A 15,964-nucleotide genomic window follows, 5' to 3' on the forward strand; every position below is an offset into this window, starting at 1 on the left:
CGCACGTCGCCGGGGAAATCGCTTTCGGCGCGTCGCCGGGACCCCTACCGTCGGCTCGAACGCGGCACCGGGCTCGGAGGAGGTGGTGATCATGCCGGACTCAGCGCGCGTGCGTCACCCACTCCGATACCGATGAGGATTTCATGACCATCGACCTGACCGCCCTCGGCTGGGACGCCGACCGGGCGGCACACCTGCGCCGTCGTACCGACCACCGCCCGGGCCGGGTGGCCCGGGTCGACCGCGGCGTCTGCACCGTGCTCTGCGCGGACGGCCCGGTCCGCGCCACCCTGGGCGGGGCGGTGCTGGCCGCCGCCGCCCACGACCTGACCCGGCTGCCCTGCGCCGGGGACTGGGTGCTGCTCGGCACCTGGCCCGACTCGCGGATCACCGTCGAGACGGTGCTGCCCCGGCGCACCGCGCTGATCCGGCGGACCGCCGGCAAGGACGCCAGCGGCCAGGTGCTCGCCGCGAACCTGGACGCCGCCGCCGTGGTGGAGCCGGTGCACCCCGAGCCGGACGTCGGCCGGATCGAGCGGCTGCTCTCCCTCGCCCACGAGTCGGGCGCCCGGCCGCTGGTGGTGCTCACCAAGGCCGACCTGGCCGCCGACCCGGCGGCGATCGCCCGGCAGATCGCCGCCGTCGCCCCCGGGGTGCCCGTGCTGCCGGTCAGCGCCGAGCGGGGCACCGGCCTGGACCCGTTGCGCGCCGAGGTGGCGCCCGGCCGCACGCTGGGCCTGCTCGGCCCGTCCGGTGCCGGCAAGTCGAGCCTGGTCAACGCGTTGGCCGGGGCGCTGGTGATGCCGACCCAGGCGATCCGCCGGGTCGACGGCAAGGGCCGGCACACCACCACCTGGCGGGCCCTGGTCGCGGTGCCCGGCGGCGGGGCCGTGCTGGACACCCCCGGGGTGCGGGCGGTCGGCCTGCTCGACGGCTCGGCCGGGCTCGACCGGGCCTTCGCCGACATCGCCGCGCTCGCCACCGGCTGCCGGTACGGCGACTGCGGGCACGACGGGGAGCCCGGCTGCGCGGTGCGCGAGGCGCTGGAGAGCGGCGAACTGCCGGCGCGACGCTGGGAGAGCTGGCGGCGCCTGCAGCGGGAGGTGGCGTACGAGACCCGCCGCCGGGAGACCCGACTGGCCGCCGAGCGCCGCGGCGGCTGGCGTGGCGCCCGCCGGCGGGCCAACCGGCCGGCCCGACCGCCCTCGTCCGGCGGGTTCTGACCCGCGGCGCCGGTGACCGAGAGTGGATCACCGGCGACCGGTCGCTCGACCGCCCTCGCCGCCGCACCGGGCCCGGCGAGGGCGGTCGTCGTCGCCGTACCGGGGGCGGACGGCCGCGGTCGTCGCCGCACTTGCGGGGCGCGGCCGACCGGGCTGAGCTGCGGGAATGCGCCGGTCGGGAAAAGTGTCGTACCTCGGGGCTAGAGTTGCCGAGGCGCTTTTCTGCGCCCGCACAACCGCTCAGAATCACCACGGAGCGGGACAGATCCTCCTCTCTTCTTCACCCGGGAGTACACGGACAGTGGCCGACCGACTGATCATCCGTGGCGCGCGCGAACACAACCTGCGTGACGTCAGTCTCGACCTGCCCCGGGACGCCCTGATCGTCTTCACCGGGCTCTCCGGGTCGGGCAAGTCGAGCCTGGCCTTCGATACGATCTTCGCCGAGGGGCAGCGCCGCTACGTCGAGTCGCTCTCCTCGTACGCCCGGCAGTTCCTCGGCCAGATGGACAAGCCGGACGTCGACTTCATCGAGGGCCTCAGCCCGGCCGTCTCGATCGACCAGAAGTCCACCTCGCGCAACCCGCGCTCCACCGTCGGCACGATCACCGAGGTCTACGACTACCTCCGTCTGCTCTTCGCCCGCATCGGCGAGCCGCACTGCCCGGTCTGCGGCGAGCGGATCTCCCGGCAGAGCCCGCAGCAGATCGTCGACCGGGTGCTCGCCATGGCCGAGGGCACCCGGTTCATGGTGCTCGCCCCGGTGGTCCGCGGCCGCAAGGGCGAGTACGTCGACCTCTTCGCCGAACTCCAGGCCAAGGGCTACGCCCGGGCCCGGGTCGACGGCGTGGTGCACCCGCTGACCGAGCCGCCGAAGCTCAAGAAGCAGGAGAAGCACACCATCGAGGTGGTGATCGACCGGCTCACCGTCAAGCCGAGCGCCAAGCAGCGGCTCACCGACTCGGTCGAGGCGGCCCTGGGCCTCTCCGGCGGGCTGGTGCTGCTCGACTTCGTCGACCTGCCCGAGGACGACCCGGAGCGGGAGCGCCGCTTCTCCGAGAACCTGGCCTGCCCGAACGACCACCCGCTGGCCATCGAGGACCTGGAACCCCGGGTCTTCTCCTTCAACGCCCCGTACGGCGCCTGCCCCGAGTGCACCGGCCTGGGCACCAAGAAGGAGGTCGACCCCGAGCTGGTCGTGCCCGACCCGGAGCGCACCCTGCGCGAGGGCGCCATCCAGCCCTGGGCCACCGGGCACAACCTGGAATACTTCCTGCGGCTGCTGGAGGCGCTCGGCGAGGCCGAGCACTTCGACGTCGACACCCCGTGGCGGGCCCTGCCCTCCCGGGCGCAGAAGACCATCCTGCACGGCTCCGACGACCAGGTGCACGTGCGCTACCGCAACAAGTACGGCCGCGAGCGCTCCTACTACACCGGCTTCGAGGGCGTGGTGCAGTGGATCGAGCGCCGGCACGCCGACACCGAGTCGGACTGGTCGCGGGACAAGTACGAGGGCTACATGCGGGACGTGCCCTGCGCGGCCTGCGGCGGCGCCCGGCTCAAGCCCGAGGTGCTCGCGGTCACCATCGCCGGCAAGAGCATCGCCGAGGTCTGCAACCTGTCGGTGGGTGAGTGCGCCGAGCTGCTGGCCGGCATCGAGCTGACCGACCGACAGAAGATGATCGCCGAGCGGGTGCTCAAGGAGATCAACGCCCGGCTGCGGTTCCTGCTCGACGTCGGCCTGGACTACCTCTCCCTGGACCGGCCAGCCGGCACCCTCTCCGGCGGCGAGGCGCAGCGCATCCGGCTGGCCACCCAGATCGGCTCCGGCCTGGTCGGCGTGCTCTACGTGCTGGACGAGCCGTCCATCGGGCTGCACCAGCGCGACAACCACCGGCTGATCGAGACCCTGGTCCGGCTGCGCGGCCTGGGCAACACGCTGATCGTCGTCGAGCACGACGAGGACACCATCCGTACCGCCGACTGGATCGTCGACATCGGCCCGGGCGCCGGCGAGCACGGCGGCAAGATCGTGCACAGCGGCTCGGTGCCGGCGCTGCTGGAGAACCAGGATTCGGTGACCGGGGCGTACCTGTCCGGCCGCAAGTCGATCCCGACGCCGCGGTCGCGCCGCCCGCAGACGCCGGGCCGCGAGCTGGTGGTGCACGGCGCGCGGGAGCACAACCTGCGCAACCTGACCGTGTCGTTCCCGCTCGGTCAGCTGATCGCGGTCACCGGGGTCAGCGGCTCCGGCAAGTCGACCCTGGTCAACGACATCCTCTACGCCGTACTGGCCAACCAGATCAACGGCGCCCGGCTGGTGCCCGGCCGGCACACCCGGGTCTCCGGGCTGGAGCACGTCGACAAGGTCGTCGGCGTCGACCAGTCGCCGATCGGGCGGACGCCGCGGTCCAACCCGGCCACCTACACCGGGGTCTGGGACCACGTCCGCAAGCTCTTCGCCGAGACCACCGAGGCCAAGGTCCGGGGGTACGGCCCAGGGCGGTTCTCGTTCAACGTCAAGGGCGGCCGCTGCGAGGCGTGCTCCGGCGACGGCACCATCAAGATCGAGATGAACTTCCTGCCCGACGTGTACGTCCCGTGCGAGGTCTGCAAGGGCGCCCGCTACAACCGGGAGACCCTGGAGGTGCACTACAAGGGCAAGACCGTCTCCGACGTGCTGGAGATGCCGATCGAGGAGGCGGCCGAGTTCTTCTCCGCCATCCCGGCCATCCACCGACACCTCAAGACGCTGGTCGACGTCGGCCTCGGCTACGTCCGGCTCGGGCAGCCGGCGCCCACCCTCTCCGGCGGCGAGGCGCAGCGGGTGAAGCTCGCCTCCGAGCTGCAGAAGCGTTCCACCGGGCGGACGGTCTACGTGCTCGACGAGCCGACCACGGGCCTGCACTTCGAGGACATCCGCAAGCTGCTGATGGTGCTCGAGGGCCTGGTCGACAAGGGCAACACGGTGATCACCATCGAGCACAACCTCGATGTGATCAAGTCGGCGGACTGGCTGATCGACATGGGCCCCGAGGGCGGGCACCGGGGCGGCACGGTGCTGGCCACCGGCACCCCGGAGGAGGTCGCCGAGGTAGCCGAGAGCCACACCGGCCAGTTCCTGCGCCAGGTGCTCAAGCTCGACGGCGCGGCGAAGGGCGCGACCGCGGCCACCACCCGGGCGGCCAAGGCCAACGGCGCCACCAAGCGCACCACCCGTAAGACCGCCGCCGCGGCCCGCTGACGCCCGACGGCCGCATCCTGCTCGCCGACCAGGCCGGCCTGGCCGATCGGGTCGGGTTGGCCGATCGGGCCGGCTTGGCTGACCGGGCCGGCTTGGCCGATCGGGCCGGCTTGGCTGACCGGGCCGGCCGGGGCGATCGGGCAGGCCTGGCCGACCTGGGCAGCCTGGCCCGCTCGGACGACGCCTGCCGGTCACGAGGTTGGCGACGGTCGCCGTGATCGTCCGCCCGGTTAACCTCGTGATCAGCGGAAGTTGCCCCGGGCGAGCAGGGGCAGCGGCCGTCGTCGATCGGGTGAACCGGTGGGGACCGTGGTGCGTGTCCCAAGGTGTGGCCGCGGGATCTCCAGGGGCGGCGGCAGCCGAGAGAAAGGCGAGGCATGAGTGACGATCAGGAGCTGACCGGGCCGGTCACCCAGACCCGGCGGGCCCTGCTCACCGGCGCGGGAGCGGTCGGGGCGGCGGTGGTCCTGGCGGCCTGCGGCGGCGAGGACTCCGGCGACGGGTCCGCCCCGACCAGCGGCGGGCCGGCCGTATCGAGCTCCGGCGACGCCGGCGGGGGCGACCGCCAGGGGGCGCAGTCGCTGGTCCGGACCGCTGACGTCCCGGTCGGCGGCGGCGTGGTCCTGGCCGCGGAGGGCGTCGTGATCACCCAGCCGTCCGCCGGCGAGTTCAAGGGCTTCGACCCGATCTGCACGCACCAGGGCTGCCCGGTGACGAACGTCGACGGCGGCACGATCAACTGCACCTGCCACGGCAGCAAGTTCTCCATCGCCGACGGCTCGGTCAAGGCCGGTCCGGCCACCAAGCCGCTGCCGCCGAAGGACGTCAAGGTCACCGGAGACCAGATCTCCTTCGCCTGACCACCCGGGCGCGATCGTCTCGGGTTGCGGTGTCCCGGGGTGTCCCCGGTGGGGCGACACCCCGGGATGCCGCATCCCGGGGAGCGCCGAGCCGCCCCGGGGCGTCCGTCGCGCCGGCCGAGGGCTGTCGGGGGTGCGGACTAGGCTTGCTGCCGTGGCAGACCCCTCGACCTACCGTCCCGCGCCCGGCACCATTCCGGAGTCGCCCGGGGTCTACCGCTTCCGCGACGGCACCGGCCGGGTGATCTACGTCGGCAAGGCGAAGAACCTGCGCAGCCGGCTCAACTCCTACTTCGCCGACCTGTGGGGCCTGCACCAGCGCACCCAGCAGATGGTCACCACGGCCGAGTCGGTCGACTGGGTCACCGTCGGCACCGAGGTCGAGGCGCTCCAGCTCGAATACACCTGGATCAAGCAGTACGACCCCCGGTTCAACGTCCGCTACCGCGACGACAAGTCGTACCCCTATCTCGCGGTCACCCTCGACGAGGAGTTCCCCCGCCTGCAGGTGATGCGGGGCGCCAAGCGCAAGGGGGTGCGCTACTTCGGGCCCTACTCACACGCCTGGGCCATCCGCGAGACGCTCGACCTGCTGCTGCGCGTCTTCCCGGCGCGTACCTGCTCGGCCGGGGTGTTCAAGCGGGCCGGCCAGGTCGGCCGGCCCTGCCTGCTGGGCTACATCGGCAAGTGCTCGGCGCCCTGCGTGGGCAGCGTCTCGGCCGAGCAGCACCGCGAGATCGTCGACGGCTTCTGCGACTTCATGGCCGGCCGCACCGACACCATGGTGCGCCGGCTGGAACGCGAGATGGCCGAGGCCAGCGAGCAGTTGGAGTTCGAGCGGGCGGCCCGGCTGCGCGACGACATCGCCGCGCTGCGCCGGGCGATGGAGAAGCAGACCGTGGTGCTCGGCGACGGCACCGACGCCGACGTGGTGGCGTTCGCCGACGACCCGCTGGAGGCGGCCGTCCAGGTCTTCCACGTCCGCGACGGTCGGGTGCGCGGCCAGCGCGGTTGGGTGGTGGAGAAGACCGAGGACCTGACCACCGGCGACCTGGTGCACCATTTCTGCACCCAGGTCTACGGCGGCGAGCAGGGCGAGGCCGACGTGCCGCGCGAGCTGCTGGTGCCCGAGCTGCCCGCCGACGCCGACGCGCTGGCCGACTGGCTGAGCAGCCACCGCGGCAGCCGGGTGACGCTGCGGGTGCCGCAGCGCGGCGACAAGCGGGCCCTGCTGGAGACGGTTGCCCGTAACGCCAAGGACGCGCTGGCCCGGCACAAGCTGCGCCGCGCCGGCGACCTGACCACCCGCGGCAAGGCGCTCGACGAGATCAGCGAGGCGCTCGGCATGCGTACCTCGCCGCTGCGGATCGAGTGCTTCGACGTCTCGCAGATCCAGGGCACCGACGTGGTGGCCAGCATGGTCGTCTTCGAGGACGGGCTGCCGCGTAAGAGCGAGTACCGCCGGTTCATCATCCGGGGCGCCACCGACGACCTCTCCGCGATGTCCGAGGTGCTGCGCCGCCGGTTCGCCCGCTACCTGGACTCGCGGGCCGAGACCGGGGAGGCGGGTGTGGAGTCCGCCGACGACCCGGGCGCCCCGGCCGGCCAGGCCGACGGGGACGAGCCCCGGGTCGGCGCGTTGGTGGATCCGACCACCGGCCGGCCCCGCAAGTTCGCGTACCCGCCGCAGCTGGTGGTGGTCGACGGCGGGGCGCCGCAGGTCGCGGCGGCCGCGCAGGCGCTCGCCGAGCTGGGCATCGACGACGTCGCGCTCTGCGGGCTGGCCAAGCGGCTGGAGGAGGTCTGGTTGCCCGACGACGAGTTCCCGGTCATCCTGCCGCGCACCTCCGAGGGGCTCTACCTGCTGCAACGGGTCCGCGACGAGGCGCACCGGTTCGCCATCACCTTCCACCGGCAGCGGCGCTCCAAGCGGATGACGGAGTCGGCGCTGGACAAGGTGCCCGGCCTGGGGGAGGTGCGGCGCAAGGCGCTGCTGCGGCACTTCGGCTCGCTCAAGCGGCTCTCGGCGGCCACCGTCGAGGAGATCGCCGAGGTGCCCGGGGTGGGTCGCCGGACGGCCGAGGCGGTGCTGGCCGCGCTCAACGGCGACCCCGCCAAGACCCCCTCGACCGACTGACCGCCCGCGTGCCCGCGCGCCGGCGGGCTGAGCCACACCAGATCGCCGATGTGGCGGTATCGGCGCGGTCGGGGAAGGTGATCCACACGGGATCGGCGAAATGGCGGTGTCCGCGTGCGCTCCGGACACCCCCACATCCGGGATCTGGAGTCGATCACCCTGATCCCCACGGTGCCGAGCGTGAGCGGGCTGCCTCGCGACCGGTGCGGCGGCGGGGTCAGGCGGGGGCGTCGGCGAGCACGCCGAGGATCTGGTCGCCGTACTTGGTTAGCTTGTTCTCCCCGACGCCGCTGACCCGGGACAGCTCGGCCAGCGACGTCGGCGCGTCGGTGGCGATCTGCCGCAGGGTGGCGTCGTGGAAGATCACGTACGCCGGCACGCCCTGTTCCTTGGCGGTGGCGGCCCGCCAGGCGCGCAGCCGCTCGAACACCGACGCGGCGGCCGGCGACAGCTCGGCGGTGACCGTGGCGGCCCCGCGCGGCTTGCTCGACCGGCCCGTCGCGACGCGTTCCGGCTCGCGGCGCATCATCACCGTCCGGCGGCGGCCGAGCACCTCGGCGCTGGCGTCGGTGAGCGCCAGCGTGCCGTAGTCGCCCTCGACCGCGAGCAGGCCCTCGGCCAGGAGTTGCCGGACCACGCCGCGCCACTCGGCCTCGCGCAGTTCGCCGCCGATGCCGAACACGGTCAGCGAGTCGTGGCCGTGCTGGGTGACCTTGTCGGTGGCCCGGCCGAGCAGGATGTCGATGCAGTGCCCGGCGCCGAAGCGCTGGTTGCGCTCCCGGTCGAGCCGGAACACCGTGGAGAGCAGCTTCTGCGCGGCCACCGTGCCGTCCCAGGACTCCGGCGGGTTCAGGCAGGTGTCGCAGTTGCCGCACCCGGTCGTCGACCGCTCGCCGAAGTAGTCCAGCAGTTGGGAGCGGCGGCAGCGGACCGTCTCGCAGAGCGCCAGCATCGCGTCGAGGTGGGCGGCCAGGTTCCGGCGGTGGGCGAGGTCGCCCTCCGAGGTCTCGATCATCTTGCGCTGCTGCACCACGTCCTGCAGGCCGTACGCGAGCCAGGCGGTCGACGGCAGGCCGTCCCGCCCGGCCCGGCCGGTCTCCTGGTAGTAGCCCTCGACCGACTTCGGCAGGTCCAGGTGCGCGACGAACCGGACGTCGGGCTTGTCGATGCCCATCCCGAAGGCGATCGTCGCCACCATGACCAGCCCGTCCTCGCGCAGGAACCGCTGCTGGTTGCGGGCGCGGGTGGCCGCGTCCAGACCGGCGTGGTAGGGCAGCGCCGGGATGCCGTTGGCGGTGAGGAACTCGGCGGTCTTCTCCACCGAGGCCCGGGACAGGCAGTAGACGATGCCGGCGTCGCCGGGGTGCTCGTCGCGCAGCAGGCTGAGCAGCTGCTTGCGCGGCTCCCGCTTGGGCACGATCCGGTACTGGATGTTCGGCCGGTCGAAGCTGGCCACGAAGTGCCGGGCGTCGGTCAGCCGCAACCGGGTGGCGATCTCGTCGCGGGTCGCGCTGGTGGCGGTGGCGGTCAGCGCGATCCGCGGCACCTGCGGCCAGCGTTCGTGCAGCATCGACAGGGCCAGGTAGTCGGGGCGGAAGTCGTGCCCCCACTGCGACACGCAGTGCGCCTCGTCGATGGCGAACAGGGCGATCTGACCCCGGTCGAGCAGCGCTTGGGCGGCCCGGGTGCCCAGCGCCTCGGGAGCGAGGTAGAGCAGGTCGATCTCGCCCGCGACGAAGGCCGCCTCGACCCGGCGGCGGGCCTCGGGATCCTGGGTCGAGTTGAGGAATCCGGCGCGTACGCCGACCGCGGTCAGCGCGTCGACCTGGTCCTGCATCAGCGCGATCAGCGGCGAGATCACCACCGCCACGCCCGGGCGGACCAGCGCCGGGATCTGGTAGCAGAGCGACTTGCCGCCGCCGGTGGGCATCAGCACCAGCGCGTCGCCCCCGGCCACCACGTGCTCGATGACCTCCTGCTGGAAGCCGCGGAAGGCGTCGTAGCCGAACACCCGGCGCAGCACCTCGACCGGGTCGTCGGTGCGCAGGTCGGTGGGGGAAGCCATCCGCGGATTCTACGAGCGGCCGCCGACACCCGGCCGGCCCGCGCCGCCGGGCGCGCCGGGGCGGATCCGGACAGCGCCGGACACCCCGGGACGGGCGTCCGCAGGGCCGGTCGACCGGGCGGGATAGAGTCGCTGTTTGACCACATCGCGGCCGGAATCAGCCGGCCGCGGCGCCACGGCTTGGGGGTAGGGGTGAGCGAGGCGCGCACGGCCGAGGAGCGGGACGGCATCCCGGCGGGGATCGCCGGGCAGCCCGCTCCGGCGGAGTCGGACACCACGCTGGTGGTGGTCACCGGGCTCTCCGGGGGCGGCCGCAGCACGGTGGCCCGGGCGCTGGAGAACGTCGGCTACTACGTGGTGGACAACCTGCCCCAGGCGCTGATGCTCGACATGGCCGAGCTGGCGTTCAAGGCCGGCGGGGCGGCCCGGCGGACGGCGATGGTGCTGGACGTCCGCTCGCGCGCCTTCTCCACCGACCTCGCAGGGGCGATCCGGGAGCTGAAGGAGCGCGGCTTCTCGCCCCGGGTGGTCTTCGTCGACGCCGACGACGAGGTGCTGATCCGCCGGTTCGAGAGCGTCCGCCGGTCGCACCCGTTGCAGGGCGACGGCCGGTTGGCCGACGGCATCGCCGTCGAGCGTGGCCTGCTGGAGGAGGCCCGGGACCAGGCCGACGTGATCATCGACACCAGCCACCTGAACGTCAACCAGCTGCGCCGGCGGATCGAGGAGCTGTTCGGTGGCGAGGACGCCCGCCGGCTGCGTGTCACCGTGCTCTCCTTCGGCTTCAAGTACGGCCTACCGCCGGACGCCGACTTCGTGCTGGACGCCCGGTTCCTGCCCAACCCGTACTGGGTGCCGGAACTGCGCGAGCACACCGGGCGGGAGGAGGCGGTCAGCTCGTACGTGCTCGGCCAGGAGGGCGCGGACGCCTTCGTGGCCTCGTACGCCGACCTGGTCAACGCCACCACCACCGGCTTCGAGCGGGAGGGCAAGCGCTACCTGACCGTGGCGGTGGGCTGCACCGGCGGCAAGCACCGCAGCGTGGCGATCGCCGAGGAGTTGGCCGCCCGGCTGCGCCAGTCCGGCCTGGCCGCCAACGCCCAGCACCGGGACCTGGGGCGGGAATGACGACGGCGAAGGTGGTGGCCTTCGGCGGCGGGCACGGCCTGTCCGCATCCCTGCGCGCGCTGCGTCGCTGCGCCCCGGAACTCGACCTGGACATCACCGCGGTGGTCACCGTCGGCGACGACGGCGGCTCCAGTGGCCGGCTGCGCGCCGAGCGGGGTGGCCTGCCCCCGGGTGACCTGCGTCAGGCGCTGGTCGCGCTGGCCGGCGACCACCCGTCGACGCGGCGCAGCGCCGGGCTGTTCCAGCACCGCTTCGCCGAGGTGCCGGCGAGCCCGGTCGCCGACGGGCTGGCCGGGCACGCGGTGGGCAACCTGGTCCTGCACGGCCTGATGGAGCTGCTCGGCGACCCGGTGGCCGCGCTGGAGCACGCCGGCGCGATGCTCGGCGCGGTGGGCCGGGTGCTGCCGATGTCCTGCGAGCCGGTCGGGATCGAGGCGCGGGTCCGTGGCGTCGACCCGGACCGCCCGGACGAGGTGCGGACCGTCACCGGGCAGCACCAGGTGGCGGTCACCACCGGCCGGGTGGAGTCGCTGCGGCTGACCCCGGCCGAGCCGCGGGCCTGCCCGGAGGCGGTCACCGCGATCGGCTTGGCGGACTGGCTGATCTTCGGGCCGGGCAGCTGGTACACCAGCGTGCTGCCGCACCTGCTGGTGCCGGAACTGGCCGAGGCGATCATCAGCAGCCCGGCCCGCCGGCTGGTCACCTTGAACCTGGCGGCCGAGAAGGAGACGCTCGGGCTGTCGGTGGCCGACCATCTCGCCGCGCTGCGCTGGTACCTGCCGGAACTCAAGGTCGACTTCGTGTTGGCGGATTCCAAGGCGGTGGGTGACCCCGAACCGGTCGAGCGTGCGGCAGAATCGCTGGGTGCCCGACTGGTCCTCGCCCCCGTCGCGGTCACCGACGGCACTCCCCGTCATGATCCGGCCGCCCTGGGCGCCGCACTGGTGCCCGTCCTGGGCGCCGATCGTTAGACACGTACGTAATCTCCGGCGACACGCCGGAACCGGTCCGTGAGGGGACGCACAATGGCGATGACGGCGGCGGTCAAGGACGAGCTGAGTCGGGTCGACGTGCCCAAGCCCTGCTGCCGGCGGGCGGAGATGGCGGCGCTGCTCCGGTTCGCCGGTGGGCTGCACATCGTCTCCGGCCGCGTGGTCGTGGAGGCGGAACTCGACACCGGTGCGGTGGCCCGGCGACTGCGGCGGGAGATCGCGGAGGTCTACGGCTACCCCAGCGAGATCCACGTGCTCGCCTCGGGCGGGCTGCGCAAGGGCAGCCACTTCATCGTCCGGGTGGTCAAGGACGGCGAGGCGCTGGCCCGGCAGACCGGCCTGCTCGACGTGCGCGGCCGGCCGGTGCGCGGGCTGCCGCCGCACGTGGTCGCGGCGAACGTGTGCTGCGCGGTGTCGGCCTGGCGCGGGGCGTTCATGGCGCACGGCTCGCTGACCGAGCCGGGCCGCTCCAGCGCGCTGGAGATTACCTGCCCCGGCCCGGAGTCGGCGCTGGCCCTGGTCGGCGCGGCCCGGCGAATCGGCATCACCGCCAAGAACCGCGAGGTGCGCGGCGTGGACCGGGTGGTGGTCAAGGACGGCGACGCGATCGCCGCGCTGCTCACCCGGATCGGGGCGCACTCCAGCGTGCTGGCCTGGGAGGAGCGGCGGGTGCGCCGCGAGGTGCGGGCCACGGCGAACCGGCTGGCCAACTTCGACGACGCCAACCTGCGCCGCTCGGCGCGGGCCGCCGTCGCCGCCGCCGCCCGGGTGACCCGGGCCCTGGAGATCCTCGCCGACGACGCGCCGCACCACCTCACCTCGGCCGGCCGGCTGCGGCTGGAGCACCGGCAGGCCTCGCTGGAGGAACTGGGCGCGCTGGCCGACCCGCCGCTGACCAAGGACGCCATCGCCGGCCGGATCCGCCGGCTGCTGGCGCTGGCCGACAAGCGGGCCCGGGACCTGGGCATCCCGGATACCGAAGCGGCCGTCACGCCCGACATGCTCGTGGTCTGATAGGACGGTGAGGCGTCGCGGTCGCGTGCGGGATCACCACCCGACGCAGCGCGCCGCCGTGTGCTCGGATAAGGTCGCTGCGTACGGCAAGGGGGCCGGCACCGGTTCTCCTCGCCGTGCTCACCGCCTCGGGCGGTCAGGTCTCCAACGACCGCGGCGGGGTGGCCGAGATGAACCGTCAACGGCCGGCTCCAACGGTCGGCGCACACCACTTCGCCGGCGGTGATCCCACGCCGGCGGACAGAACGCGAGGAGATGGGACCTGTGACCATCCGGGTTGGCATCAACGGCTTCGGCCGGATCGGCCGCAACTTCTTCCGGGCAGTGCTGGCGTCCGGCGCTGACGTCGAGGTCGTGGCGGTCAACGACCTGACCGACAACGGGACGCTCGCCCACCTTGTCAAGTACGACAGCATCCTTGGTCGCCTCCCGCAGGAGGTCAAGGCCACCGCCGACGAGATCACCGTGGGTGGCAAGACCATCAAGGCGTACGCCGAGAAGGACCCGGCGAAGCTGCCGTGGGGCGAGGTCGGCGCGGACGTCGTCATCGAGTCCACCGGCTTCTTCACCGACGCCACCAAGGCGAAGGCGCACATCGACGGCGGGGCCAAGAAGGTCATCATCTCCGCGCCGGCGAAGAACGAGGACGTCACCGTGGTGATGGGCGTCAACCAGGACCAGTACGACCCGGCCAAGCACACCATCATCTCCAACGCGTCCTGCACCACCAACTGCCTCGCCCCGATGGCGAAGGTCCTGCAGGACACGTTCGGCATCCAGCACGGCCTGATGACCACCATCCACGCGTACACCCAGGACCAGAACCTGCAGGACGCCCCGCACAAGGACCTGCGCCGGGCCCGGGCCGCCGCGCTGAACATCGTGCCGACCTCGACCGGTGCGGCGAAGGCGATCGGGCTGGTGCTGCCGGAGCTGAAGGGCAAGCTGGACGGCTACGCGCTGCGGGTGCCGATCCCCACCGGGTCGACCACCGACCTGACCGTGAACCTCAACCGGGAGACCACTGTCGACGAGGTCAACGCCGCGATGAAGGCGGCCGCCGACGGGCCGCTCAAGGGCATCCTGGTCTACAACGAGGACCCGATCGTCTCCACCGACATCGTGACCGACCCGGCGTCGTGCATCTTCGACGCGCCGCTGACCAAGGTGGTCGGCAACCAGGTCAAGGTCGTCGGCTGGTACGACAACGAGTGGGGCTACTCCAACCGCCTGGTGGACCTGGTCAAGCTGGTGGGTCAGTCGCTGTGAGCATCCGGACCCTCGACGACCTGCTCGCCGAGGGGGTGTCGGGTCGGCGCGTGCTGGTGCGCGCCGACCTGAACGTCCCGCTCGACAAGCAGTCCGGCGACATCACGGACGACGGCCGGATCCGCGCGGTGCTGCCGACCCTGAGCGCGCTCACCGGGGCCGGCGCGAAGGTGGTCGTCTGCTCGCACCTGGGCCGCCCGAAGGGCTCGCCGGACCCGGCGTTCAGCCTCCGCCCGGTCGCCGGGCGGCTCGGCGAGCTGCTCGGCGCCCCGGTGCACTTCGCCACCGACACGGTCGGCGACTCCGCCCGGTCCACCGTGGACGCGCTCGCCGACGGCGAGGTCGCGCTGCTGGAGAACCTGCGCTTCAACGCGGGCGAGACCAGCAAGGACGAGGCCGAGCGGGGCGGCTTCGCCGACCAGCTCGCCGCGTTCGGCGACGCCTACGTCGACGACGCCTTCGGCGCGGTGCACCGCAAGCACGCCAGCGTCTACGACGTGCCGGCCCGGCTGCCGCACTTCGCCGGCCGGCTGGTGCTGCGCGAGGTGGAGGTGCTCTCCACCCTCACCGGCGACCCGGCCCGCCCGTACGTGGTGGTGCTCGGCGGTTCCAAGGTCTCCGACAAGCTCGCCGTGATCGAGGCGCTGCTGCCCACGGTCGACCGGCTGCTCATCGGCGGCGGCATGTGCTTCACCTTCCTCAAGGCCCAGGGCCACGAGGTGGGCAGCTCGCTGCTCGAGGAGGACATGGTCGAGACCTGCGGCAACCTGATCGAGCGGTCCGGCGGGAAGATCCTGCTCCCGGTCGACGTGGTGGCCGCGGACGCGTTCGCCCCGGACGCCGCGCACGACACCGTGCCGGCCGACGGGATCCCGAGCAAGCGGGTCGGGCTGGACATCGGCCCGGAGACGGTGGCCGGGTTCGCCGCCGCGCTCAAGGGCGCGAAGACGATCTTCTGGAACGGCCCGATGGGCGTGTTCGAGATGCCGGCCTTCGCCAACGGCACCCGCGGGGTCGCCGAGGCGATCGCCAAGTCCGGCGCGTTCACCGTGGTCGGTGGCGGTGACTCCGCGGCGGCGGTGCGGGCGCTGGGCCTGGACGAGTCGTCGTTCGGGCACATCTCCACCGGCGGCGGCGCCTCCCTGGAATACCTGGAGGGCAAGACCCTCCCCGGCATCGCGGCCCTGGAGAAGTGATGGCGAGCGCCACCCGCCGGCCTTTGATGGCCGGCAACTGGAAGATGAACCTGAACCACCTCGAGGCGAACCTGCTGGTGCAGAAGCTGGCGGCCAGCCTCACCGAGAAGCAGCTCAGCGAGGTGGAGACGGTGGTGCTGCCGCCGTACACCGACCTGCGCACGGTGCAGACCGCCGTGGACGGCGACAAGCTGCTGATCGGCTACGGCGCGCAGGACCTCTCGCCGTACCCGTCCGGGGCCTACACCGGCGACATCGCCGGCCCGATGCTGGCGAAGCTGGGCTGCACCTACGTGGTGGTCGGGCACTCCGAGCGGCGGGCCTTCCACAACGAGGACGACGCGATCGTCAACGCCAAGGTGCAGGCCGCGTTGACCCACGGGCTGACCCCGATCCTCTGCGTGGGGGAGGGGCTGGAGGTCCGCGAGCGGGGCGAGCACGTGCCGCACTGCTGCGACCAGCTCGACGGCGCGCTGAACGGGTTGACCCCGGAGCAGGTCACCCGGGTGGTGGTCGCGTACGAGCCGGTCTGGGCGATCGGCACCGGCAAGACGGCCACCCCGGAGGACGCCCAGGAGGTGTGCGGCGCGGTCCGCACCCGGCTGGTCGAGACCTTCGGTCAGGAGACCGCTGACCAGGTCCGGATCCTCTACGGCGGCTCGGTCAAGGCGTCCAACGTCGCCGCGATCATGGCGCAGCCGGACGTGGACGGGGCCCTGGTCGGCGGGGCGAGCCTCGACGCCGAGGAATTCGCGCAGATCTGCCGGTTCCCGGAGCACATCGCCCGCTGATCGCTCGCTATCCTTGACTCCGCCCGTCCGCCGGTCGGTGCCGCG

At 72.9% G+C, this 15,964-nt stretch carries 11 protein-coding genes; 10 read left to right on the forward strand and 1 reads right to left on the reverse strand.

Going from position 1 to position 15,964, the window contains the following annotated elements:
• The first annotated feature begins 143 nt into the window (after positions 1–143).
• The 4 genes from rsgA to uvrC all read left to right on the forward strand — a co-directional run bounded on the left by rsgA (position 144) and on the right by uvrC (position 7,464).
• A complete protein-coding gene (gene rsgA / locus GA0070609_RS06040; protein ID WP_088992884.1) occupies positions 144–1,223 on the forward strand; it encodes a ribosome small subunit-dependent GTPase A in 1,080 nt (359 codons plus the stop codon).
• 301 nt (positions 1,224–1,524) lie between these two features.
• On the forward strand, positions 1,525–4,467 hold the full coding sequence (gene uvrA, locus GA0070609_RS06045) for an excinuclease ABC subunit UvrA (RefSeq protein ID WP_088992885.1): 2,943 nt from the start codon (positions 1,525–1,527) through the stop codon (positions 4,465–4,467).
• Between the two features lie 377 nt (positions 4,468–4,844).
• Positions 4,845–5,327 (forward strand): Rieske (2Fe-2S) protein, encoded by a 483-nt coding sequence (locus tag GA0070609_RS06050; protein WP_088992886.1) that lies wholly within the window; start codon positions 4,845–4,847, stop codon positions 5,325–5,327.
• A 154-nt stretch (positions 5,328–5,481) separates the two neighbouring features.
• On the forward strand, positions 5,482–7,464 hold the full coding sequence (uvrC, locus tag GA0070609_RS06055) for an excinuclease ABC subunit UvrC (protein WP_088992887.1): 1,983 nt from the start codon (positions 5,482–5,484) through the stop codon (positions 7,462–7,464).
• A 217-nt stretch (positions 7,465–7,681) separates the two neighbouring features.
• On the opposite strand, the gene recQ is transcribed toward uvrC, so the two are convergent.
• Positions 7,682–9,529, reverse strand: coding sequence for a DNA helicase RecQ (recQ, locus tag GA0070609_RS06060; protein WP_088992888.1), 1,848 nt, complete (start codon positions 9,527–9,529; stop codon positions 7,682–7,684).
• A gap of 240 nt (positions 9,530–9,769) precedes the next feature.
• On the opposite strand from recQ, the gene rapZ reads away from it, so the two are divergent.
• The 6 genes from rapZ (at position 9,770) to tpiA (ending at position 15,919) form a co-directional block, all read left to right on the forward strand.
• Positions 9,770–10,657, forward strand: a complete 888-nt coding sequence (rapZ, locus tag GA0070609_RS06065; protein WP_088997526.1) for an RNase adapter RapZ — start codon at positions 9,770–9,772, stop codon at positions 10,655–10,657.
• On the forward strand, positions 10,654–11,628 hold the full coding sequence (locus tag GA0070609_RS06070; protein WP_088992889.1) for a gluconeogenesis factor YvcK family protein: 975 nt from the start codon (positions 10,654–10,656) through the stop codon (positions 11,626–11,628). Before rapZ ends, GA0070609_RS06070 begins: the two co-directional genes overlap by 4 nt.
• Positions 11,629–11,682: 54 nt before the next feature.
• Positions 11,683–12,663 (forward strand): DNA-binding protein WhiA, encoded by a 981-nt coding sequence (gene whiA / locus GA0070609_RS06075; RefSeq protein WP_088992890.1) that lies wholly within the window; start codon positions 11,683–11,685, stop codon positions 12,661–12,663.
• Positions 12,664–12,927: 264 nt separating this feature from the next.
• Positions 12,928–13,932: a type I glyceraldehyde-3-phosphate dehydrogenase gene (gap, locus tag GA0070609_RS06080; RefSeq protein WP_088992891.1), complete on the forward strand. Its 1,005-nt coding sequence runs from the start codon at positions 12,928–12,930 to the stop codon at positions 13,930–13,932.
• Positions 13,929–15,128 carry a phosphoglycerate kinase gene (locus GA0070609_RS06085; protein WP_088992892.1) on the forward strand — a complete coding sequence of 400 codons (1,200 nt, stop codon included), beginning with the start codon at positions 13,929–13,931 and terminating at the stop codon, positions 15,126–15,128. Before gap ends, GA0070609_RS06085 begins: the two co-directional genes overlap by 4 nt.
• Positions 15,128–15,919, forward strand: coding sequence for a triose-phosphate isomerase (gene tpiA, locus GA0070609_RS06090; protein WP_088992893.1), 792 nt, complete (start codon positions 15,128–15,130; stop codon positions 15,917–15,919). The genes GA0070609_RS06085 and tpiA overlap by 1 nt, the downstream gene beginning before the upstream one ends.
• The last annotated feature ends 45 nt before the right edge of the window (positions 15,920–15,964 follow it).

The sequence above is a fragment of the Micromonospora echinaurantiaca genome (genome assembly GCF_900090235.1).
Taxonomy (GTDB): Bacteria; Actinomycetota; Actinomycetes; order Mycobacteriales; family Micromonosporaceae; genus Micromonospora; species Micromonospora echinaurantiaca.

Excerpts from the sequence above, each read along its gene's own strand:
- rsgA (WP_088992884.1), top strand. The coding sequence starts at position 144 with ATGACCATCGACCTGACCGCCCTCGGCTGGGACGCCGACCGGGCGGCA.
- GA0070609_RS06050 (WP_088992886.1), top strand. The coding sequence starts at position 4,845 with ATGAGTGACGATCAGGAGCTGACCGGGCCGGTCACCCAGACCCGGCGG.
- recQ (WP_088992888.1), bottom strand. The coding sequence starts at position 9,529 with ATGGCTTCCCCCACCGACCTGCGCACCGACGACCCGGTCGAGGTGCTG.
- GA0070609_RS06070 (WP_088992889.1), top strand. The coding sequence starts at position 10,654 with ATGACGACGGCGAAGGTGGTGGCCTTCGGCGGCGGGCACGGCCTGTCC.
- whiA (WP_088992890.1), top strand. The coding sequence starts at position 11,683 with ATGGCGATGACGGCGGCGGTCAAGGACGAGCTGAGTCGGGTCGACGTG.
- tpiA (WP_088992893.1), top strand. The coding sequence starts at position 15,128 with ATGGCGAGCGCCACCCGCCGGCCTTTGATGGCCGGCAACTGGAAGATG.